Source organism: Pseudomonas sp. Irchel s3a12, from assembly GCF_900187485.1.
GTDB lineage: Bacteria > Pseudomonadota > Gammaproteobacteria > Pseudomonadales > Pseudomonadaceae > Aquipseudomonas > Aquipseudomonas neuropathica.
Genome location: NZ_FYDN01000006.1, coordinates 86,831 through 109,923 on the forward strand (window position 1 = coordinate 86,831; position 23,093 = coordinate 109,923).

A 23,093-nucleotide genomic window follows, 5' to 3' on the forward strand; every position below is an offset into this window, starting at 1 on the left:
AGGGGAAACCCTGACGACTATGGCGCCGTGGGCAAGTTATGAAAGATAATCTGCCTTGCATTTGACGTCATAGCTTTGACGTCCTGATTGAACTGGTGGGAGCGAACCTGCTCGCGAATGCATTCTTTCAGTGACATTGCTGCGGCTGACACACCGCCATCGCGAGCAGGCTCGCTCCCACACGGGATCCGGGTTGGCTTACCCGAACGAATCACCGTTTCAGGAGGCTTGGATGCACAACGACGGGAAAGTGGTGCCTTTGCACAAGAGCGCTACCGATCAGGCGAATCACTCGCTGCTCGCCCGCCTGCCTGTGATTCTGCTTCAGGTTCGCGACAAGGCTGCCCAGCAACTGCGCCACGGTTTACAGGAGCTGTTCGATAACGCTGACGACACGCTGTTTGAAATGGCCGACCGGGCGCGCAACGACGTCGAGCAGAACATCTTCTTCGAAGCCATGCGCGACCTGCGCCTCAAGCGCAAAAACATCGAGCGTGGCTTCCTTGAGCAATTTTTCGAAGCCTTCGTCGGCCTGACGCAATACGACCCCACGCACAACACGCTGCCGCACGCCCTGATCTACGACGAACTGGCACCGCGCAGCGACGACATGGAGCGCAGCGTGGCGGTCGAGACCATGGTCGGTCGCGTGCTCAAGCGTGACGGCTTCGCCCTCGATCAACTGACCGCGCGCCTTAACGCGCTGCTCGGCAACACCCTCGACGATCAGCACAACCCGCTCGGCCCGGCGCGGCTCTGTGAGTTTTTCCTCCAGGCCGGGCGTAATCTGGGCGTGGAGATCAAGGTCAAGCTGATCCTGCTCAAACTGTTCGAGCGTTATGTCTTGGCCGACACCGAACAGCTTTACGCCGAAGCCAATCAATTGTTGCTCGCCACCGGTGTGTTGCCCGAGTTGAAAGCAGCCCCTGCACGTCGCGCAATTGATCGTGCGATCGCCAATGTGCACAGCGAGGAACGCGACGACACGCCGCCCGTCGACGAAGGCGTGCAGGAGGTTTTCGCCGCGTTGCAGCAGTTGCTCGCGCAGGTGCGCGGCAGTGTTGCGCCGACCTTGGAGTGCAGCGTCGCGGCGCAACCGATTTCCTCCCGCGACCTGCTGCGCCTGCTCTCGCATTTGCAACAATACGTGCCGGCGCTGGCGGCGCAGGATGACTTCGATCTGCGCAATCAGCTCGAACAACTGTTGACCCGAGTCAGTGTCAGAAGCGGCAAATCGCGGATCGTCGGCGATGCGGACGAAGACGTGATCAACCTGATCGCGATGGTCTTTGACTGCATTCTTGAAGACCGTAATGTGCCGGATTCGCTCAAGGCGCTGATCGCCCGGTTGCAGATCCCGATGCTCAAGGTCGCGGTACTTGATAAGAGTTTCTTCAGCCGCAGCACCCATCCGGCGCGGCGCCTGCTCAACGAAATCGCCGCGGCGGCCATGGGCTGGGGCGATTGCGACGGTGAGGCACGCGACAGCTTGTACCTGCGTATCGAACAAGTGGTGCAGCGCCTGCTCAACGATTTCGTCGACGACCCGGCGATTTTTTCCGAGTTGCTGGCTGACTTTCTCGCCTTCACCAGCGATGAACGCCGCCGCAGCGAGCTGCTTGAACAGCGCCTGCGTGATGCTGAAGAGGGGCGGGCAAAAACCGAACTGGCGCGGCGTCGGGTCGAGCGCGCGTTGAATCAAGCGCTGCTGGGCAAGACTCTGCCGCCGACCGTGGTCACCTTCGTCCAGGACGCCTGGAGCAAAGTACTGCTGCTGACCTGTCTCAAGCATGGCGATCAGTCCGCTGAATGGCAGGCCGATGTGCAGACCATGGAGCAGCTGATCTGGAGTGTGCAGCGCCATGACGACGCTGAATCCAGCCTGCGCTTGCTGGCACTTGTGCCGGGTTTGCTCAAGGCACTGCGTGATGGTCTGAGCAGTTCGGCGTTCGATCCGTTCGCCACCAGCGAGTTTTTCAGTGAGCTGGAAGCCCTGCATGTGCGGGTGCTAGAGCGCTCCGAGCAGGCCGATCAGGCTTTGCCCATGGTCGAGGTGTCGCAACAGATCATCCTGCAAACCGCTGATGAGGGCAGCGCGGGGCTGACCTCGGTACGTTTGCCCCACGACGCCGTGGGTCTGCGCCAGGTCGAACAACTGCGCCTGGGCAGTTGGGTGGCGTTTCAGGAAGACGAAGACCATAGCCTGCGCTGCAAGCTGGCAGCCATTATCGAAGCCACGGGCAAGTATGTATTTGTCGATCGCACCGGGATGAAGGTGCTCGAGCGCAGCCGCGTTGCGCTGGCCTTGGAGTTCCAGCGTGGCGCGGTGCGTACGCTGGACGACACCTTGTTGTTCGATCGCGCGCTGGAGTCGGTGCTGGGCAATCTGCGACGACTCAATCGCGGCAAGTGATCGCGCGCCGGGGGCCGATCACGGCATACTGGGCGCCAACACAGTCGGCGTTGAAGGAATCGGTATGCAGTTGGATCCCGCTAGCGGGTGGTGTCACGGGGTGCAGGTCTGCCCATCGCCCAACTTCAATGAGCGCCCGGCGGGCGAAATTTCCCTGTTGGTCATCCACAACATCAGCCTGCCGCCGGCGCAGTTCGCCACGGGCAAGGTGCAGGAATTTTTCCAGAATCGTCTGGATGTCACCGAACATCCCTATTTTGCAGGGATTGCTGACCTGCGCGTCTCGGCGCACTTTCTGATTGAACGTGACGGCAAGGTCACCCAGTTTGTCTCCTGTCTTGAGCGCGCGTGGCATGCCGGCGTCTCGGTCTTCGAAGGACGGGAAACCTGTAACGATTTTTCCGTGGGCATCGAGCTCGAAGGCACCGATGATCTGCCGTTCACCGACGCGCAGTATCAGGCGTTGACGGCGTTGACCCGCCAGTTGCAAAGCGCATTTCCGGCCATCACCGGCGCCCGCATTTGTGGGCACAGCGACATAGCACCCGGGCGTAAGACCGATCCTGGCCCGGCATTCGACTGGGCGCGTTACCGCGCGGCCCTGGCACAAGAGGAAGGACAATGAGTTTTCTAGTGTTACTGCTGGCGTTGTGGATCGAGAAGTTTTCGGCCCTGCGTCATCGGGTTCAACGCGATGGCGGATGGATCCGCGAACTGAACAAACTCGAAACCAGCACGCGCCTGGCCAGACAGCCTTGGCTGGTGCTGACGATTCTGGTGCTGTTCCCGGTGGCGCTGTTGGCGTTGTTGCTATTGGTATTGGAGCCTGTGGCCTACGGCTTGCTGGCGTTGCCGGTGCATTTGCTGGTGGTGATTTACAGCCTGGGGCGCGGCGATTTGCTCGGCGGTCTCGGGCCGTTCCGTGATGCCTGGCGACGTGAGGATTTGCAAGCCGCAGCGCATGTGGCCAAGCGTGATCTGGATATTTGCGCCGACAGCGGCGAGCAGTTGCTTGAAAGCGTGCAGGGGCATCTGCTGTGGCAGGCCTATCAGAGCTTTTTTGCGGTGATCTTCTGGTATTTCGTACTTGGCCCGGTCGCGGCGTTGGCGTATCGCCTGTTGGCGCTGGCGCAGGAGCACGGCCAGAACCCGGCGCTGGTCGAGCGCGCGGCGCAACTGCGGCATGCCTTTGACTGGCTGCCGGTGCGCTTGTTGGCGGCGAGCCTGGCGCTGGTCGGCAATTTTGTCGCGGTCAGTCGGGTGATGCTGCATGAACTGCTGAACTGGAACATCAGCGCTGCGCAATTGATCAACCGGGTCGGTCTGGCGGCGGGCGAGATTCCACCTCCCGTGGTCGGGCCGGACGGCATCAACACCCTCGATTGCTTGTGGGAATTGCTGCTGCGCGCGGCGGTGCTGTGGTATGCCGGGTTTGCCTTGTGGACGGTTCTGGTTCACTGATTTCAAGAAAGATCAAAAGATCGCAGCCTGCGGCAGCTCCTACGAGGAGATCTGTGTGTCGCGGGCTGCGATGTCGTTAACCTTAAGTTACAAAACCTCCCTCCGATTTGAGCTATACAGAGATGGCGCTCGATAGTGGCTATCTGCTGTCGCCCCGCGCCTGCCAATAAAAACAAGAAAAACCAAGGGAGACTTCCAGTGAAGAGCTTGCTCTATCCCGCCGTCTCGCTGATGAACCGTCTGAGCTTCGGCATGAAGTTCAGCCTGATCAGCGTGCTGTTTCTGGTGCCGATGCTGGTGACCAATTTTTATCTGGTGCGCGATTCCTATCGCGAATTCCAGGGCACTCGGGTCGAGCTGCAAAGCCTTGATCTGCTGGGCAGTAGCCTGGCCCTGCGTCGGGATCTGGAAACCCTCAATAACCTGGTACAAATCAACGTCACCCTCGGCCAGTCCGGCAAGGCCGGCAACGTCGAGGCGCAGATAACCACCCTCGAACAAGCCGTTTTGGCGCGCCTGCAAGGGCTGACGGGGATGACCGAGGATCCCGAGCAGATTCAGGTCTTCGACGGTAAGCGCGATGAAATGATTGCCGCGTTCAAGGCCCAGCAAACGGAAAACTCGCTGCAAAGCAAAAGTGCGTTGATCGGCAAATTGCTCGCCAGTGCGCAGATTTTCAGCCAGATCATTACCAGCCAGGCCGGCCTGAGCCGCGACAACCAGAGCGATATCCGTCAACTCAGCGAACTGGTCACCCTGATCACGCCGACCGTCACGCAAACCCTCGGTGAAGGCCGGGCCATGGGCTCGTATTCATTGGGCCAGGGTTTTCTCAACAGTTCTTCGAGCACCCGTTTCGATGAGCTGATGGTGCAGATCGAAAAACTCCAGGCCGAGTACGCGCTTAAACTGCAGGACGCCCTCGGCTCCAGCAAAGCCGCGCGGGATAACCTCAGCACGGTGGCCGACAGCAGCAAGGCCTCGCTGAAACAGGCCAGCGAACTGTTCGAAGAGCAGGTGGTGATGGCCGACACCCTCGATGCGCCGTGGCAGGCGTTCTACGATCAGGTCACCGTGCTGATCGACAGGACTTACCAGCTCAACGAAGCCACCCTCAAATTCCTCGACACGCAATTGCAGCAGCGTCTGGCGCAGAACCGCACACACATGGTCATGCAGGCGGTGGCGCTGTCGGTGGTGTTCGTGCTGATTTTCTATCTCTACGGCGGTTTCTACGCCTCGACCCGCACCACGCTGAAACGCCTCGGGGCGATGATGGACAAGGTCGCGGCCGGCGACATGACCGTCAACTTCAAGGCCAATAGCCGCGATGAGCTGGGCGAGTTGGGCGAAGTCTTCAATGGCACGGTGAGGAAGATTCACGACTTGATCGAGCGCGTAGGTCAGACTGTCGCTGAGGTCGAGCGCCAGGCCGGGCAGGTTGAAAACGTCTCTGCGCAAAGCAATCAGGCGGTCGCCGGGCAACGCACGCAGATCGAGCAAGTGGCGACGGCGATGAACCAGATGTCGGCGACTTCACTGGAGGTGGCACGCAGTGCGGCGGCAGCGGTGAGCAGCGCCCATAGCGTCAATGACGAGACCATCAGTGGCCGTGGCCTGGTCGAGTCGCAGCAGGGCAGCATTGCTGCGCTGGCCAGCGAAATCGACCAGTCGGTGTTGGTGATCAACCAGTTAGCCAGCGACAGCCAGGCGATCAGTCGAGTACTGGAAGTGATCAAGAGTATTGCCGAACAAACCAACCTGCTGGCGCTCAACGCCGCGATCGAAGCCGCCCGTGCTGGCGAGCAGGGGCGCGGTTTTGCTGTGGTCGCCGATGAAGTACGCACCTTGGCCAAACGCACCCAGCAATCAACTGAAGAAATCGAACAGATGATCGCCAAACTGCACGGCGGTGTCGGCGCGGCCGTGAAGGCCATGGGCGTCAGCCATCAGATGGCCAATGGCACGGTCGGGCAGTCGGAAAAGGTCCAGCAGGCGCTGGAAAACATCCTTGGTGCGGTCGGTATGATCGTCGATCAGAACCAGCAGATCGCCGCTGCGGTTGAACAGCAAACTGCGGTGGCCCACGACATCGATCAGAACATCGTCGAGATCAACCGCGCCGGCGAGCGCACGGCGCAAGGTGCGCATCAGACCGAAGATGCCAGCCGGGCGCTGTCAGCCCAGGTCGTTGAGCTTAAACAACTGATCAGCGCGTTCCGCGTCTGAGGCACGCACGAAAACTGTGGGAGCGAGCCTGCTCGCGAATGCAATCTGTCAGTGACATCTCTGTCACCTGACACACCGCCTTCGCGAGCAGGCTCGCTCCCACAGGGTTTTGGGTTTTGTCAGAACCCTTTGTAGTACTTCTTCACTTCCGACCGTAAGCCTAATCCTGTTTCCCTCCAGGCTCTGGCATTTCCCCATCAATGAGCCAGTATCCATACCCAATCGTTCGCGTAGAGGAGGTCGCTCATGTCTGCCGCAACCTTGGGGGTGCGGGGCCGTTGTGCTCATTGCCTGACCACGCTGCTGCTCAAACCCTGGCAGCTCAATGCCATCTCGATCAATGAACCGTTTACCTGCGAGCATTGCCAGAAAGCGCTGGAGCTGCGATGCCCGCAACAGATCAAACGCTTCAAGTCGCTCGACTCACTGGCGCTGCTGCGCTTCAGCGCTTCGTTGGCGGTGTGCACTGCGCTGCTGGTGGCGTTGGTGATGGAGTGGGTGGGGCTACTTAGCGTCACTGAGCAACTGAACGCGTCACTGATCACGATCTTTGTGTACTTCTTGGTCGTCCGTTACGCGCGCCAGCGTCAACACCTGACGCTGATTCTGGAGGCCGCCAAGGCGCACGCCGACTGATTACCAGCCGAATACTTGGCAGCTATTGGCGGTACTGGCCGTCGCCAGTTGTTGCGGGCTGATATTCATCAGTCCGGCCAGCGCCTCGCAGATCGCCGGCAAGTGCGCCGGACTGTTGCGCTGACCGGGAAACATGACAGGTGCCATGTCCGGTGAATCGGTTTCCAGCACAATCGAATCCAGTGGCAGTTCCGCCAGCACCCGATGCATGCGCAACGCTTGTGGCCAGGTCGGTGCGCCGCCGAGGCCCAGTTTGAAACCGAGTTTGATGTATTCCCGAGCCTCTTCACGGCTGCCGGCAAAGGCGTGGATGATCCCCGCGCGTTTGAGCTTGAAGCGCTTGAGCGTCGCAATCACCGCCGCGTGGCTGCGACGCACATGGATCAGCGCCGGTAACTGAAAGTCAGCGGCCAATTGCAGTTGCGCCTCGAACAGCGCCTGTTGCCGCTCGCGGTCGAGGGTTTCGATAAAGTAATCCAGACCGATCTCGCCCACCGCACACAACTGCCGATGACCGCGTAATCGAGTCAGCCAATCACCAAGCGCCGACAAATCCTCAGGACGATGCTGATCGAGATACACCGGGTGCAGACCGAATGCCGCGTACAAATCTACATCGCTCTGCACCAGATCCCACACCCGTTGCCAATTGCCCTCATAGACGCCCAACACCACCATCCGCCGCACCCCGAGCGCGCGGCTTTCGGCGAGCAACGCCGAGCGGTCGGCGTCGAAGTCGGGGAAGTCGAGGTGGGTGTGGCTGTCGATCAGCTCCACGGTTCAGCCCCGGTGAATACGCTGCTTGAAGGTCCGCGCGATAGCTTGCACGCCGGGCTTGTACTCCGACTGCTCGACCGCCGCCAGGGCCAGTTCCAGCGCCTTGTCGGCGATCAACTGGTGCTGCTGTGCCATGGCGTTGACCGGCAGCGGCAGGAAATCCAGTAACTGCGTATCGCCGAAGGTGCCGAGGCGCAGCGGCCGCGATTTCAGCGGGAAGTCATGCAGCGCATCGAACACGCCTTGCAGCAGCACGTAGGACGTTGTCACCAGCGCATCCGGCAAATGCCCCAGACGTTGCAGGAGTTCTTCCATCAATTGCTTGCCGCATTCGCGACTGAAGGATTCGGCGTGTTCGACCAGCACTTCGCCTTTGAAGTCGGCCAGCGCCTCTTTGAAACCGGCGGCACGTTCCTGGCTGATGCTCAGTTCCGGGCGCGCACCGAGCAGCACGATCTGCTTCGGTTGCGGATCGAGCAGGCTCTGGGTCAGGTGCAGGCTGGCTTCGCGGTCGTCACTGATCACCGAGCAGAAATGCTCGGGTTCCATGACGCGGTCGATGGCGATGATCGGCAGACCTTTGGCCTGCAACTGCCGATAACTGTCATCGCCGGCCGGAAGGCAACTGGCGACGATCAGCGCATCGCAGCGGCGCGCCTTGAATAGTTGCAGCAACTGCCGCTCGCTGTCTGGCGCATCGTCGGAGCTGGCGATCAGCAATTGATAGCCGCGCGCCCGCGCACCTTGCTCGAGCAGCTTGGCGATCCGCGCGTAACTGGGGTTTTCCAGATCCGGCAGAATAAAGCCCAGCGTGCGCGTGTGCCGACTGCGTAGCCCGGCTGCTTGAGGGTTTGGCGTAAAGCCGTGCAGATCGACCACTGCGCGCACCCGCTCGACGGTGGCGGTGCTGATGCGTTGCTGTTCGGCCTTGCCGTTGATGACGTAGCTGGCGGTGGTCACGGACACTCCGGCCAACCGCGCGATATCACTGAGTTTCAACCCGGGATTTCCTTGTTTTTTCGAGCTTGCCGCGACATTTTCGCCAATCCTACCCGATTAGGGCAGGCGACTATTGTCGCAGCGCATCCGACAAGTTGGACTTCAAGGATGGGACATTATCGAGTAACGTGCCGATCAATCTAGATTAAACGTTTCAGCAAGCGTATTTTCTACGTTTTAGAAGTCTTTGGCCGGTTCTGCCGTGAAACCGCCAAAACTGCCGCTGAAAAGCAAAGCGGTAAAGCGCCTAAGCTGCAAACCATCCAAAACAATACCTGGCACTCATAAAGCGCCAAAAAGGAGATCGCATGCTCGAGCTCACTATAGAGCAGATATCCATGGGCCAATCGGCTGTGGATAAACCCGCTGCCCTGCAACTGCTCGCCAATCACCTGGTGGCCGATGGTCTGGTTGCCGACGGTTACCTCGCTGGATTGCAGGCACGGGAAGCCCAGGGCTCGACCTTTCTCGGTCAAGGTATTGCCATTCCCCACGGCACCCCGGAAACCCGCGATCAGGTGTTCGCCACTGGCGTGCGCCTGATGCAGTTCCCGGAAGGCGTGGATTGGGGCGATGGCCAGATCGTTTATCTGGCCATCGGCATCGCCGCCAAATCCGACGAACACCTGCGCCTGCTGCAACTGCTGACCCGCGCCCTCGGCGAGACCGATCTGGGCCAGGCTCTGCGTCGTGCCAGTTCCCCCGAAGCGCTGCTGAAATTGCTGCAAGGCGCGCCGCAGGAACTGGCGCTGGATGCACAGATGATCGGCCTCGGCGTTTCGGCCGATGATTTCGAAGAACTGGTCTGGCGTGGCGCGCGTCTGTTACGGCAGGCCGATTGTGTGAGCAACGGTTTTGCCGGTGTGTTGCAGCAGGTCGAAGCGCTGCCCCTGGGCGATGGCTTGTGGTGGCTGCACAGCGAGCAAACCGTGAAGCGTCCGGGGCTGGCGTTCGTGACGCCGGACAAACCGATGCGCTACCTCGGTCAACCGCTCAGCGGTCTGTTCTGTCTGGCCAGCCTTGGCGAGGCGCATCAGGCGTTGCTTGAACGTCTTTGCGCGTTGTTGATCGAAGGTCGCGGCCATGAACTGGGTCGCGCCACCAGCAGCCGTAAAGTCCTTGAAGTGCTCGGCGGTGAATTGCCCGCCGACTGGCCGAGCGCACGCATTGCCCTGGCCAACGCCCATGGTTTGCATGCGCGCCCGGCAAAGATCCTTGCGCAACTGGCGAAGAGTTTTGATGGCGAAATTCGTGTGCGCATCGTCGACAGCCAGGACAGCGCCGTGTCGGTGAAGAGCCTGAGCAAGCTGCTCAGCCTCGGCGCCCGTCGCGGTCAGGTGCTGGAGTTGATCGCTGAACCAAGCGTCGCCGCTGACGCCTTGCCGGCACTCTTGGCCGCTATCGAAGAAGGCCTTGGCGAAGAGGTCGAGCCGCTGCCAGCCGTAAGCCAGCAGCGCGAGGTCATTGCCGACATCGCCGAAGTGCTGATCGCCCCGGCGTCCGGCGCTCAGTTGCAGGCGATCCCGGCAGCCCCTGGCATTGCCATCGGACCTGCGCATATTCAGGTTCAGCAAACCATCGATTACCCGCTGCGCGGCGAGTCTGCCGCCGTTGAGCGCGAACGCCTCAAGCAAGCGCTCAGCGACGTGCGCAGTGATATTCAGGGCCTGATCGAACGCAGCAAAGCCAAAGCCATCCGCGAGATCTTTATCACCCATCAGGAAATGCTCGACGACCCGGAACTCACCGATGAAGTCGACACCCGCCTCAAGCAAGGCGAAAGCGCCGAAGCGGCGTGGATGGCGGTGATCGAAGCGGCGGCCAAACAACAGGAATCGCTACAGGACGCGTTGCTCGCCGAACGGGCGGCGGACCTGCGTGACGTCGGTCGTCGCGTGCTGGCGCAACTGTGTGGCGTGCAAACTCCGAGCGAGCCTGAGCAACCGTACATTCTGGTGATGGACGAGGTCGGTCCGTCCGATGTCGCACGGCTGGATCCGGCGCGCGTGGCGGGGATTCTCACCGCGCGCGGCGGCGCCACGGCGCACAGTGCAATCGTTGCGCGTGCTCTCGGGATTCCAGCGCTGGTCGGCGCTGGCGCAGCGGTGTTGTTGCTGGCGCCGGGCACACCGTTGCTGCTCGACGGCCAACGCGGTCGCCTGCACGTCGACGCCGATGCGGCGACCCTGCAACGCGCCACCGAAGAACGCGACACCCGTGAGCAACGCTTGAAGATTGCCGCCGAACAACGCCATCAACCGGCACACACCACCGATGGCCATGCCGTCGAAGTGTTCGCCAACATCGGCGAAAGCGCGGGCGTGATCAGTGCGGTGGAGCAGGGCGCCGAAGGCATTGGCCTGCTGCGTACCGAACTGATTTTCATGGCCCACCCGCAAGCGCCGGACGAGGCCACGCAAGAAGCCGAATACCGCCGCGTTCTTGATGGTCTCGCCGGTCGACCGCTGGTGGTGCGCACGCTGGACGTCGGCGGCGACAAACCGCTGCCGTATTGGCCGATCGCCAAGGAAGAAAACCCGTTCCTCGGTGTGCGCGGTATTCGCCTGACCCTGCAGCGTCCGCAGATCATGGAAGCGCAATTGCGCGCCTTGCTGCGTTCGGCGGACAACCGTCCGCTGCGGATCATGTTCCCGATGGTTGGCAGCGTCGAAGAGTGGCGTCAGGCCCGCGACATGACTGAACGTCTGCGCCTGGAAATCCCGGTTGCTGATCTGCAACTGGGGATCATGATTGAAGTGCCGTCCGCCGCTCTGCTCGCGCCGGTACTGGCCAAGGAAGTCGACTTCTTCAGTGTCGGCACCAACGACCTGACCCAGTACACACTGGCCATCGACCGTGGTCACCCGACGTTGTCGGCGCAGGCTGATGGCCTGCATCCGGCGGTGTTGCAACTGATCGACATCACCGTGCGCGCGGCCCATGCCCACGGCAAATGGGTCGGCGTCTGCGGTGAGCTGGCGGCAGATCCGCTGGCGGTGCCGGTGCTGGTCGGTCTCGGTGTCGATGAACTCAGCGTCTCCGGGCGCAGCATTGCCGAAGTCAAGGCACGCATCCGCGAACTCAGCCTGACCCAGGCGCAAACCCTTGCTCAACACGCCCTGGCCGTGGGCAGCGCGAACGAAGTGCGCGCATTAGTGGAGGCCCTGTAATGGCCAAGATTCTTACCCTGACCCTCAACCCGGCGCTCGACCTCACCGTCGAACTGCCACGCCTGGAGGCGGGTCAGGTCAATCGCAGCGACGAGATGCACACCCACGCTGCCGGCAAAGGCGTGAACGTCGCGCAAGTGCTGGCCGACCTTGGCCATCAACTGACGGTCAGCGGCTTTCTCGGTGAAGACAACCTGCAAGCGTTCGAAACCCTGTTCGCCAAGCGTGGTTTTGTCGACGCGTTTATCCGCGTGCCGGGCGAGACGCGCAGCAACATCAAAGTAGCTGAACAGAGTGGCCGCATCACCGACATCAACGGCCCTGGACCGGTGGTCGATGCCGCCGCGCAACAAGCGTTGCTCGATCGACTGGTGCAGATTGCACCGGGTCACGATGCGGTGGTGGTCGCCGGCAGTTTGCCGCGTGGCGTTACGGCGCAGTGGTTGCGTGAATTGATCGAACGGCTCAATCAACTTGGCCTGAAAGTCGCTCTCGACAGCAGCGGCGCAGCATTGCGCGAAGCTTTGAAAGCCAGTCCATGGCTGATCAAACCGAACACTGAAGAACTCGCCGACGCGCTCGGTTGCGACGTGGTTTCTCACGCGGCCGAGGCTCAGGCAGCGGCGCGCTTGCATGCGCAAGGTATCGAGCACGTGGTGATCTCCCACGGTGCTGACGGCGTGAACTGGTTCAGCGTCGGTTCGGCACTGCATGCCACGCCGCCCAAGGTCAGCGTCGCCAGCACAGTCGGTGCCGGTGATTCGTTGCTGGCCGGCATGCTCCACGGTTTGCTCAGCGCCGATACGCCCGAGCAAACCCTGCGCACGGCCACCGCAATTGCGGCGATGGCGGTGACCCAGATCGGTTTTGGCATCAACGATGCGGCGCAACTGGCGCAGCTCGAACAGGGCGTGCGCGTGCGTCCCCTGACAGAACAATAAGAGGGTTTGTCATGAAATTAGCCATTGTTACGGCTTGCCCGAACGGCATGGTCACCAGTGTGCTGTGCGCACGTTTGCTCGATGCGGCAGCGCAGCGTCAGGGCTGGAGCACCAGCGTGGAAGTGGTCGATGCGGCGCACCCGGAACGCGAGTTGTCGGCGGCGACCATTGCAGCGGCGGAGTGGGTTTTGTTGGTCGCCACAGGCGCGGTCGATATGACGCGTTTTGTCGGCAAACGGGTTTTCCAGATTGCTCCGGCGCAGGCATTGCAAGATGTCGAGGCGGTGCTGCGTCGTGGTGCTGAAGAGGCTGAGGTTTACGTCGCCAGCGCGGCAGAACCGGTTGCTGATGCGCCGCGCGCGCCACGCCTCGTCGCCATCACCGCGTGCCCGACCGGTGTAGCCCACACCTTCATGGCCGCCGAAGCCTTGCAGCAGACCGCCAAGCGTCTGGGCTACGAACTGCAGGTCGAAACCCAAGGCTCGGTGGGCGCGAAAACCCCGTTGAGCGCAGCGGCGATTGCCGAAGCAGACGTGGTGTTGCTGGCGGCGGATATCGAAGTCGCCACCGAGCGTTTTGCCGGCAAGAAGATCTATCGCTGCGGCACCGGGATCGCCTTGAAGCAGTCCGAAGCCACGCTGAAAAAAGCCTTGGCCGAAGGTGCAGTGGAAAGCACTGCGAGTGACGGCAAGGCACCGGCCAAGCAAGAGAAAACCGGCATCTATAAACACCTGCTGACCGGCGTGTCGTTCATGTTGCCTATGGTCGTGGCCGGTGGTTTGATGATCGCGCTGTCGTTCGTCTTCGGCATCACCGCGTTCAAGGAGGAAGGCACGCTGGCGGCGGCGTTGATGCAGATCGGTGGCGAGACCGCGTTCAAGTTGATGGTGCCGTTGTTGGCCGGTTACATCGCTTATTCGATCGCCGACCGTCCGGGCCTGGCGCCGGGGATGATTGGTGGTTTGCTTGCCAGTACGCTGGGCGCCGGGTTTATCGGCGGCATCATCGCCGGGTTTATCGCCGGTTATGCGGCCAAGGCTATCAGTCGATATGTCGCCTTGCCGCAAAGTCTCGAAGCGCTGAAACCGATTCTGATCATCCCGTTGTTTGCCAGCCTGATCACCGGTCTGGTGATGATTTACGTGGTCGGTAAACCGGTCGCCGGCATGCTCGGTGCGCTCACGCATTTCCTCGACAGCATGGGTACCACCAACGCGATTCTGCTCGGTGTGCTGCTCGGTGGCATGATGTGCGTCGACCTTGGCGGGCCGATCAATAAAGCCGCGTACGCGTTCTCGGTAGGTCTGCTGGCGTCGCAGAGTTATGCACCGATGGCCGCGACCATGGCCGCAGGGATGGTGCCGCCGATTGGTCTGGGCATCGCCACATTTATTGCGCGGCGCAAATTCGCCCAGACTGAACGCGAGGCCGGCAAGGCTGCCTTCGTGCTGGGGCTGTGCTTCATCTCCGAAGGGGCGATTCCGTTTGCCGCGAAAGATCCGTTGCGGGTGATTCCGGCGAGCATCGCCGGTGGCGCGCTGACCGGTGCGTTGTCGATGTACTTCGGCTGCAAACTGATGGCGCCGCACGGTGGCTTGTTTGTGCTGGCGATTCCGAATGCGATCAACCATGCGTTGCTGTATTTGCTGGCGATTGTCGCGGGGAGCCTCTTGACCGCCGTTGTCTATGCGACGGTCAAACGCCCGGAGGCCGTTGAGCTGGCGCTGGAACCGGCGAAGGCCTGACCGACAACACAAAACCCTTGTAGGAGTGAGCCTGCTCGCGATAGCGGTCTGTCAGTGACATGAATGTTGGCAGATATACCGATATCGCGAGCAGGCTCACTCCTACAATTGGTTCTGTGGTGTGTCTGGTGTCATGTCTGTTTCATGATCGCGTGCTTAAGTTTTCCTTTTTTCAGGGAGAACACCATGAGCGATTTCAACCCCGGTCGCCGGCGTGTCATGCAAGTCGTTGGTGCCGGTCTGCTGATGCCAAGCCTGGCGCCGGCGGTGATTGCGTCGGTCAAGGATCGCCCGCAGTTGACCGACGGCGTGCAGTCCGGCGATCTGCAAGGCGACCGAGCGATGATCTGGAGCCGCAGCGATCGCCCCGCGCATATGGTGGTCGAGTGGGACACCCGCAGCCAGTTTCGCCACCCGCGCCGGGTAGTCTCGACGCTGGCCGATGCCCGCAGCGACTTTACCGCCCGCGTTGAACTGACCGGGCTGCCCGCCGATCAGGCGATTTTCTATCGCGTGTATTTCAAGGACGCCCGTACCGGCGTCGCCAGCGAGCCGTGGCTCGGTCACCTGCGCAGCGCTCCGACGGCGCGGCGCAATATTCGTTTCGTCTGGAGCGGCGACACCGTCGGCCAGGGCTTCGGTATCAACCCGGACATCGGCGGCATGCGCATCTACGAAGCGATGCGTTTGCGTCTGCCGGACTTCTTCATCCACAGCGGTGACACCATCTATGCCGACGGCCCGGTGCCGGCCCAGCTCACCACGGAAAACGGTCGCATCTGGCGCAACCTCACCACCGAAGCCAAGAGCAAAGTCGCGCAGACCCTCGCCGACTATCGCGGCAATTACCGCTACAACCTGATGGACGAAAACATCCGCCGCTTCAACGCCGAGGTGCCGCAGATCTGGCAGTGGGACGACCATGAAGTGGTCAACAACTGGTCGCCCGGCAAGCAGCTCGACGAGCGTTATCAGGAAAAAGATATCCACACCCTGGTCGGGCGCGCACGCAAGGCGTGGCTGGAATACTCGCCGATGCGTTTGCAGGCTGCCGATGCTGGCGGAAGGATTTATCGCAAGTTGAGCTATGGGCCAATGCTCGATGTGTTCGTGCTCGACATGCGCAGTTATCGCGGCGCCAATGACGACAACCTCGGCGCGGCGAAACCGTTTCTCGGGCGTGAGCAACTGAACTGGCTCAAGCGCGGCTTGAAGAAATCCAAAGCCCAGTGGAAGGTCATTGCCGCCGACATGCCAATCGGCCTTGGCGTGCCGGATGGTGAGGTCAGCCCGGGTGTCCCGCGTTGGGAAGCGGTGGCTAACGGTGACCCGGGACCGGCCCAGGGGCGCGAGGTGGAAATCGCCGAATTGCTCGGCTATCTGCGTGCGCAGCAGGTGCGCAATTTCGTCTTCCTCACGGCGGATGTGCATTACTGCGCGGCGCATCACTATCACCCGGACCGCGCGGCGTTTCAGGATTTCGAACCGTTCTGGGAGTTTGTCGCGGGGCCGCTGAATGCCGGGAGTTTCGGGCCTAATCCACTGGATAAAACCTTTGGCCCGGAGGTGGTGTTCGAGAAGGCGCCGCCGGCGCAGAACACTTCGCCGTTTGCCGGGTTTCAGTTTTTTGGCGAGGTGAATATTGAAGGGGGGAGTGGGGAGATGAGCGTGGTGTTGCGGGATTTGAATGGGGTGGCGGTTTTCGAGAAAAAATTGCAGCCTGCTTAAAGATCAAAGGCTAACCCTCATCGGAACGCCGCCCGCCCAGCCCTCTCCCGGAGGGAGAGGGGGCCGACGGAGGTGTCTAAAGAGGTACGCCGACCTGGAAGACCGTGTCGATTATGGATTCGGCAGAGGACGTTCAGGTCGGCGTATTGCGTGAATCTCTAACGGTCAGTCCCCTCTCCCTTTGGGAGAGGGTTAGGGTGAGGGGCTCTTTAATAGACATCACGCCGATAACGGCCCTGCTCAATCAGGCGTTCGACTTCGGCGGCACCAAGAATATCGTTTAGCACCTGATCAACCCCCGAAGCCATTCCCTGCAAGCTGCCACAGATATAAATAACCGCCCCGTCCGCCAGCCATTTCTTCAACTCTGCAGCCGACTCACGCAAGCGATCCTGCACATAAACCTTCTCAGCCTGATCCCGCGAAAACGCCAGATCCAGCCGCTCCAGATCACCATTGATCAACCACTCTTCCAGCTCCGCGCGACAGAGGAAATCGTGTTCACGATTGCGCTCGCCAAACAGCAACCACTGGCGCTGTTGACCATCGGCAATCCGTGCCTTGAGCAAGCTGCGCAGTCCTGCGATGCCGGTGCCGTTGCCCAAAAGAATCATCGGCACTGGTTCGTTCGGCAGATGGAAGCCACTGTTGCGTCGAACCCGCAAACTGATGCTGCCGCCCACAGGCGCGTGCTCAGTCAGCCAGCCGGAACCGATGCCCAGGGTGCCGTCGGCATGCTGTTCCTGACGCACGATCAACTCCAGCACGCCGTCGGCGGCAATCGAGGCGATCGAGTATTCGCGCATGGCCAGCGGCACCATCGCGTCGACCAGCGATTGCGCATGCAGACCGACCAGATGTGCGCGGTGCTCGGGCAATTGCCGCGAGGCCAGCGCAACTTCCAGCGGCTCGTCGAGGCCGTTGATTTTCACAGTGGTTTCGCCACGAATGCCGAGGCCGTCGAGGAAGTGTTCGATGGCCCACGGGCAGTTACGCGGCAGCACTTCGACCAGATCACCGGCCAGCCAACTGCTGGTGTTCGGTGCGCTCAGGCCCAACAAGTAAACCGGCGCACCGCTGCTATCCGGGTTCATCAGTTCGCGGCGTACCAGCGTCCAGTTGTCGTAGCTCGGCGCCTGCCAGGTGTCGACCGGTGCTTGGCCGGTGAGCAGGCCAAGTTGGGTTTGCCAGTGGCGCAGGGCATAGGGATCACCGCTATCGACTTCCACCGGCGCGAACAATGTCTTGCCGCCGTGCTCCGCCAACCATTGGTGCAGGCGTTTGGCGAAACCACAGAAGTGCTGATATTGACGATCGCCGAGACCGAGCACCGAGTAATTCAGACTGTCGAGCGTTGCCGCTTTGCCCAGCACTTTGCGCTCGAATCCGCGCGCGCTGTCCGGCGCTTCGCCGTCGCCGAACGTGCTCACCACAAACAGTGCGTTGTTCGATTCACGCAGATCCTGCTCGCTGACATTCGCCAGCGGCTGCACTTTCACCGGCAGTCCGGCGGCCTGTAATTGCCCGGCGGTCTGCCATGCCAGTTGCTCGGCGAAACCGCTCTGGCTGGCGAAACCGATCAGCCATGCCGAAGCATCGCCGCCCGGCTGTGCGAGGCCTTGGCGGGCATCCTTGATCTGCTTTTTCTTGCGCCGACGATCGAGGTACAGCAGCCAGCCGGTGATGAAAAACAGCGGCATGCACACCGCTGCGAGCGTGATGATGATCCGCCCGACCAGACCGAAATAGCTGCCGACGTGCAGCGCATAAATGCTGGTCAGCAGTTGCGCCTTGAAGCTCTTGTCGGCGTAACGGTCGACACGTTTGACGATGCCGGTGGCCGGATCGAGGGTGATCTGGTTCAGCGCGCGATCATGCGGCGAGCTGTCGAGCAGGTAGAACACGGTCGCCGGTTGGCCAGCGACGGCCGGCATACGGATGTTGTACGCCGCCAGACCCGGGCCGGCAGCGCTGTAAATGCTGCTCCACATCGCTGCGTAATCGGCGATCGGTGCCGGGCCTTCCGGCGCCGGGCCGCGACCACCGCGCACGCGCTCGTTTTGTGGCGAGTCGGAAAGCAGTCGGGTCAGGCCTTTGTTGTACCACTCGTACGACCACGACAACCCGGTCAGCGCCAGCAACAGATAGACCAGCAGGCACCAGGTGCCCGCCACCGAGTGCAGATCCCAGTTGAAGGCGCGGCCCTTTTTCTTCCAGTCCAGCGTCAGCCAGACGCGCCAGCTATGCCACTGACGCGGCCAACGCAGGTACAGGCCGGACAGGCAGAAGAACAGCAGGATCAGCGTGCAGGCGCCGGTGATGTTGCGCCCGGTATCGCCCATGGCGAGGAAGCGGTGCAGTTGCAGCATCAGGCCGAAGAAATCCTGGCCGACCGCGTCGCCCATGAACTCGGCGGTGTACGGATCGAAGTAGCGCATCTCGCCGCGACGTTCACCCTTGGGCGGGGTGAAGAACACTTTCGCCGCGTTGCCGCTGTCGGTTTCGACCCAGAGCATCGAGACTTTTTTGCCGGATGTGGCTTCGATACGCTCGACCAGTTCGACGGGCGGCAAGACACCGGCGACTTGTTTCTCTACCTGCAGGACGGAGGGATTCAGCGCCCGCAGGATTTCGTCCTGAAACGAATAGGCCGCGCCGGTGATGCCCATCAACGCCAGCACCAGGCCTGCGGTGATGCCAAAAAACCAGTGCAACTGGAACAGGGTTTTCTTCAACACGTCACTCGCCGTCCATTCGGAAATTGTCTTCACGGCGCGCATTATGCCGTGGGTTATCGAGAAGCGTTCTTTATTACGCACAAAAGCCCCGTTCAATTGAATGAACGGGGCCAAGCCTTGCGGCGCATACCTTGTGGGAGCGAGCCTGCTCGCGAAGGCGTCGTGTCAGTCAGCCTCTACTTGACTGACCCAGCGCTTTCGCGAGCAGGCTCGCTCCCACAGGTTTCCACATCGGTCAGAAGTGGAAGTTGGTGCTCAACAGTGCCGTACGGCCCGCCGCCTGGTTGGCGAAGTGGGTCGAGAAGGCTTTGTCGTAGTAGGTTTCGTTGGTCAGGTTCTGCACATTGAGTTGCAGGTCGACGTTCTTGGTCAGCTTGTACGCGGCCATTGCGTCGTAGCGAACATACGAGTCAACCATGGTGGTGTTGGCCACGCTGCCGTACACGTCGTCGACGTAGAACGCGCCGCCACCGATGGTCAGCTTCGGCGTGACCTGGTAAGTGGTCCACAGGCTGGCGCTGTTTTTTGGCGTGTTAGGCAGTTCGTTGCCGTCGTTGGCTTTGCCCAGCGGGCCGCCATCGACTTGTTCGCTGTCCATGAAGGCGTAACCGGCGAACACTTGCCACTTGTCAGTGATCTTGCCGCTGGCCGAGAGCTCGACACCTTGCACACGGGTCTTGCCGGCGTTTTCGTACGACGTGGTGTCGACTTGCACACGAGCGTTTTCTTTCTCGGTGCGGAAGATGTCAGCGGTCAGCGACAGGCGATCGTTGAGCAGATCCCACTTGGTGCCGATTTCATAGTTCTTGGTGGTTTCCGGCTCCATGTCGCTGCTCAGCAGGTTGCCGCTGCGATCCGGGGTGCCGCCCAAGGGGTTGCCTTCCTGACCCTCGCCCAAGGTGTTGCCCGGTGGCGTGGCCGAGGTGGCGTAGGAGGCGTAGATGCTGCCGTTTTCCGCCGGCTTGTAGACGACGCCGAACTGACCGGTGACGAACTCGCTGGTGTCATCGCCCTTGGACGTGGTGGTGCCAGCGGCGTTGTAGGTCTTGTAGTCGGTGTCGAAGTGGTCGTAACGCAGGCCCATGTTCACCAGCCACTGCTCGTTCAGCTCCAGCGTATCGAACACATACAGCGCGTAGGTGTTGGCCTGGGTGTCGGTGCCGGCGTAGTTACGCGAAATCGCGCCGTTCCACGGATCGTTCGGGTTCGGGTTCGACAGCGAGGTGCAGTTGTAGTTACTCGACGCGCCGATCATCGACGGCGTGCAGTTGCTGCTCGCGGCCACATTAGTGGTGCGCGGTGTGGTGTCGGTGTTGACGTTGTACGAAGACTTCTGGCTTTCCTCACGGGTGTATTCAACGCCGGTGGAAAAGCTGTTCTTGAAGCCGGCAACGTAGAAGTTGCCGAACAGGTCAGTCTGGTTGGTGGTGGTCTCGGTGTTGCTCACCCGAGTATTGGCCCGGCGCCAGAGGCTGCCATTGTTGACGTTGCCCTTGCTGTCGTCAGGTTGGGTCAGGATGTAGTCCTGCATGCTGGTGCCGTGACGCAGGGTGTTCTTGATCGTCAGCGAGTCGCTCAGGTCATGCTCGATGGCGAAGGTCGCGGTGTCGGTGCGGCCCTTGCGGAAGTCGCGATCCAGGCCGTAGAAATTGCTGTGGTCACCGCCAGCGTAAGGCTTGTCCGGATTGGACTTGGTGCGTGCAGCGGAGCCGCCGGCCGGAATGGTGTACGGCACGCCCGAGTCCGGGGTGTCGTTGCTTTCGAGGTGGTAGTAGTCGAGGTTGACGCGGGTGTCGGTGCCCAGGCCAAACGCCAGGGACGGGGCGATGCCCCAGCGGTCATAATCGACTTTGTCGCGACCGGCGACGTTGCTCTCGTGGCTCATCAGGTTCAGACGGCCGGCGGCGGTGTCGCTGAACTGGTAGTTGCCGTCGAGGGTGTAGCGCTGAGTCTGGTCGGAGCCCCAGGTGAAGCCGCCATCGAACGAATTGCCCAGGTGCGCTTTCTTGCTCACCAGGTTGATGCTGCCGCCTGCCGCGCCACGACCGCCGATGGCGGAATTCGGGCCCTTGCTGACTTCAATGTTTTCCACGGCGAAGATTTCGCGGCTTTGCGAACCGGTGTCGCGCACGCCGTCGAGGTAGGTGTCGCCCTGCGCGTCGAAACCACGAATGAACGGACGGTCGCCCTGTGGATTGCCGCCTTCACCGGCGCCGAAGGTGATGCCCGGCACGGTGCGCAGCGCGTCCTGCATGTTCAGGGCACCGGTGTCTTTGAGCACTTGTTGCGGAATAACGGTGACCGAGCGCGGCGTGTCGACCAACGGCGCGGTGTACTTGGGCGAGGAGGCTTTTTCGACCTGGTAGGACGTTGAGTCCTGCGCTTCGCCGGTGATGGCGGTGGCGTCCAGGGCGATGGCATTGCCGGTGGCTTTGCTGTCGGTTTTTTCCGCGGCGAACACCATCTGGCCAGCGGAACCGGCGGTGATTGCCACACCGATTGCAGAGGCGAGCAGACGTGGTGAACTGACCGGTAATTGTGCGTGTTGACGTGCCATTTTTATTCCCCTCCCCAAGGATTTGAGGCGGCGGAATATAGGTTAAACAAGTATTCGTATCAATTGCGAAACATTGTTATTCGCACTGAATTTACATTCTTTACAATTTAACCTTACGGTTTTTGCCAGTTCATTCGTCTCTCGGGTTTTACACAGTCAATAAGAATCAATACCATTGCCGCCTCTTTGCCATCAGGTGACATCGCCATGCTGCTGCACATCCCCGGACTGTTCGCAAAAGACGAAGTGCAGCGCATTCGTGAGGCGCTAGAGCAGGCCGATTGGGCCGATGGCAAGATCACCGCCGGCTTTCAGTCGGCCAAGGCGAAGCACAATTTGCAGCTGCCCGAAGGCCATCCGCTGGCCAAAGAGATCGGCGCAGCGATGCTGGAGCGTTTGTGGAAAAATCCACTGTTCATGTCCGCCGCGTTGCCGCACAAAGTCTTCCCGCCGTTAGTGAACTGTTACACGGCCGGTGGCAGTTTCGATTTCCACATCGATAACGCCGTGCGCCAACCCAAGGGCAGCATCGAGCGGGTGCGCACCGATCTGTCGGCGACGCTGTTCTTCAGCGAGCCCGATGATTACGACGGCGGCGAACTGGAGATCCAGGACACCTTCGGCACGCAACGGGTGAAGTTGCCGGCCGGCGACATGGTTTTGTACCCCGGCACCAGCCTGCATAAGGTCAACGCGGTCACGCGTGGCGCGCGTTATGCGTCGTTCTTCTGGACACAAAGTCTGGTGCGTGAAGATAGCCAGCGCGCGCTGTTGTTCGAGATGGACGGGGCGATGCAGCAACTGACTCAAGATCTGCCTGATCACCCGTCACTGATTCGCCTCACCGGCACGTATCACAACTTGCTCCGTCGCTGGGTCGAGGTATGAGTTTTCAACTGCGTCGTGAAGAAGTCCTCGACGGCGAACAACTCAGCTCCATGCTCGCCGAAAGCCCGGCCCGTGCCGCGCAGGCGATTTTGCTAGCGGCGGGCGAGGGTGAAGTTGAAGCACAGGCGTTGCTTGGGCAAATCCTGCTCGACGGCCTAGGCATCGCCCAGGATCAAGCGCTGGCGCTGCGCTGGTTCGGCATCGCTGCCGGGCGTGGGCACCTGATGGCGCGCAACATGCTCGGGCGTTGTCATGAGCATGGTTGGGGTTGCGTGGCGGATGCGTCGGTTGCTGCGCAGCATTATCGGATTGCAGCGGAGGCCGGACTGGATTGGGCGATGTACAACCTCGCCAATCTGCTGGCGACCGGGCGTGGTGTGGCGGTGGATCATCTGCAGGCGCTGGCGCTGTATCGCCGCGCGGCTGAACTGGGCCATGCGAAATCGATGAATCTGCTGGGGCGGTATCTGGAAGAAGGGCTGGTGTGCCCGGCGGATCCGGTTGCGGCGCGCGATTGGTATCGGCGTTCGGCCGACGGTGGGGATTTTCGTGGGCAGTTCAGTTTCGCTGCAGTTTTAGCGGATGAGGGGCGGATTGATGAGGCGGTCGATTGGCTTGAGAAAGCTTTGGCCGGCGGCAATCTGAATTTTCTGCGGGTGGCGAGTCAGACGTTGGCGAGTGCTGTAGATCCGAAGATTCAGGCGTTGGCTGGGCGGTATGCGCTTCGGTGCCAATAGCCCTCACCCTAACCCTCTCCCAGAGGGATAGGGGACTGACCGAGTTGGATGTTCCAACTACACCGACCTGAGAT

The 23,093-nt window shown here is 61.0% G+C and carries 15 protein-coding genes; 11 read left to right on the forward strand and 4 right to left on the reverse strand.

Annotated features, from left to right (window positions below):
• The first annotated feature begins 232 nt into the window (after positions 1–232).
• The 5 genes from CKW14_RS11905 to CKW14_RS11925 all read left to right on the forward strand — a co-directional run bounded on the left by CKW14_RS11905 (position 233) and on the right by CKW14_RS11925 (position 6,739).
• Positions 233–2,413, forward strand: a complete 2,181-nt coding sequence (locus CKW14_RS11905) for a DUF1631 domain-containing protein (RefSeq protein ID WP_095125373.1) — start codon at positions 233–235, stop codon at positions 2,411–2,413.
• A gap of 64 nt (positions 2,414–2,477) precedes the next feature.
• Positions 2,478–3,038, forward strand: a complete 561-nt coding sequence (gene ampD, locus CKW14_RS11910) for a 1,6-anhydro-N-acetylmuramyl-L-alanine amidase AmpD (RefSeq protein ID WP_007915273.1) — start codon at positions 2,478–2,480, stop codon at positions 3,036–3,038.
• The gene (gene ampE / locus CKW14_RS11915; RefSeq protein WP_095049718.1) at positions 3,035–3,874 is read left to right on the forward strand and encodes a regulatory signaling modulator protein AmpE; all 840 of its coding nucleotides are present in this window, start codon (positions 3,035–3,037) and stop codon (positions 3,872–3,874) included. The genes ampD and ampE overlap by 4 nt, the downstream gene beginning before the upstream one ends.
• 198 nt (positions 3,875–4,072) lie before the next feature.
• Positions 4,073–6,103 carry a methyl-accepting chemotaxis protein gene (locus tag CKW14_RS11920; RefSeq protein WP_095125374.1) on the forward strand — a complete coding sequence of 677 codons (2,031 nt, stop codon included), beginning with the start codon at positions 4,073–4,075 and terminating at the stop codon, positions 6,101–6,103.
• Between the two features lie 246 nt (positions 6,104–6,349).
• Positions 6,350–6,739, forward strand: a complete 390-nt coding sequence (locus CKW14_RS11925) for a hypothetical protein (RefSeq protein ID WP_095049720.1) — start codon at positions 6,350–6,352, stop codon at positions 6,737–6,739.
• Here the strand turns inward: CKW14_RS11925 and CKW14_RS11930 are convergent, their stop codons facing one another.
• Positions 6,740–7,516, reverse strand: a complete 777-nt coding sequence (locus tag CKW14_RS11930; protein WP_095125375.1) for a TatD family hydrolase — start codon at positions 7,514–7,516, stop codon at positions 6,740–6,742.
• 3 nt (positions 7,517–7,519) lie between these two features.
• Positions 7,520–8,515, reverse strand: a complete 996-nt coding sequence (gene cra / locus CKW14_RS11935) for a catabolite repressor/activator (RefSeq protein ID WP_095125376.1) — start codon at positions 8,513–8,515, stop codon at positions 7,520–7,522.
• A 308-nt stretch (positions 8,516–8,823) separates the two neighbouring features.
• Here cra and ptsP point away from each other — a divergent pair, with 308 nt between their 5' ends.
• From ptsP to CKW14_RS11955, 4 genes are all read left to right on the forward strand, one after another.
• Positions 8,824–11,685 carry a phosphoenolpyruvate--protein phosphotransferase gene (ptsP, locus tag CKW14_RS11940; protein ID WP_095125377.1) on the forward strand — a complete coding sequence of 954 codons (2,862 nt, stop codon included), beginning with the start codon at positions 8,824–8,826 and terminating at the stop codon, positions 11,683–11,685.
• The gene (gene pfkB / locus CKW14_RS11945) at positions 11,685–12,626 is read left to right on the forward strand and encodes a 1-phosphofructokinase (RefSeq protein ID WP_093435812.1); all 942 of its coding nucleotides are present in this window, start codon (positions 11,685–11,687) and stop codon (positions 12,624–12,626) included. The genes ptsP and pfkB overlap by 1 nt, the downstream gene beginning before the upstream one ends.
• Before the next feature lie 11 nt (positions 12,627–12,637).
• The gene (locus tag CKW14_RS11950; RefSeq protein WP_095125378.1) at positions 12,638–14,371 is read left to right on the forward strand and encodes a PTS fructose-like transporter subunit IIB; all 1,734 of its coding nucleotides are present in this window, start codon (positions 12,638–12,640) and stop codon (positions 14,369–14,371) included.
• Positions 14,372–14,557: 186 nt separating this feature from the next.
• Complete coding sequence (locus CKW14_RS11955) at positions 14,558–16,099, forward strand: alkaline phosphatase (RefSeq protein WP_095125379.1); 1,542 nt, start codon at positions 14,558–14,560, stop codon at positions 16,097–16,099.
• A gap of 209 nt (positions 16,100–16,308) precedes the next feature.
• Here CKW14_RS11955 and CKW14_RS11960 read toward each other — a convergent pair whose 3' ends face one another.
• Entirely contained in the window at positions 16,309–18,837 is a 2,529-nt protein-coding gene (locus tag CKW14_RS11960; RefSeq protein ID WP_095125438.1) for a sulfite reductase flavoprotein subunit alpha, read from the reverse strand.
• Between the two features lie 235 nt (positions 18,838–19,072).
• On the reverse strand, positions 19,073–21,394 hold the full coding sequence (locus tag CKW14_RS11965) for a TonB-dependent siderophore receptor (protein WP_095125380.1): 2,322 nt from the start codon (positions 21,392–21,394) through the stop codon (positions 19,073–19,075).
• Positions 21,395–21,601: 207 nt separating this feature from the next.
• Here CKW14_RS11965 and CKW14_RS11970 point away from each other — a divergent pair, with 207 nt between their 5' ends.
• A complete protein-coding gene (locus tag CKW14_RS11970) occupies positions 21,602–22,282 on the forward strand; it encodes a Fe2+-dependent dioxygenase (RefSeq protein ID WP_095125381.1) in 681 nt (226 codons plus the stop codon).
• Entirely contained in the window at positions 22,279–23,019 is a 741-nt protein-coding gene (locus tag CKW14_RS11975) for a tetratricopeptide repeat protein (RefSeq protein WP_095125382.1), read from the forward strand. The genes CKW14_RS11970 and CKW14_RS11975 overlap by 4 nt, the downstream gene beginning before the upstream one ends.
• Positions 23,020–23,093 lie beyond the last annotated feature (74 nt).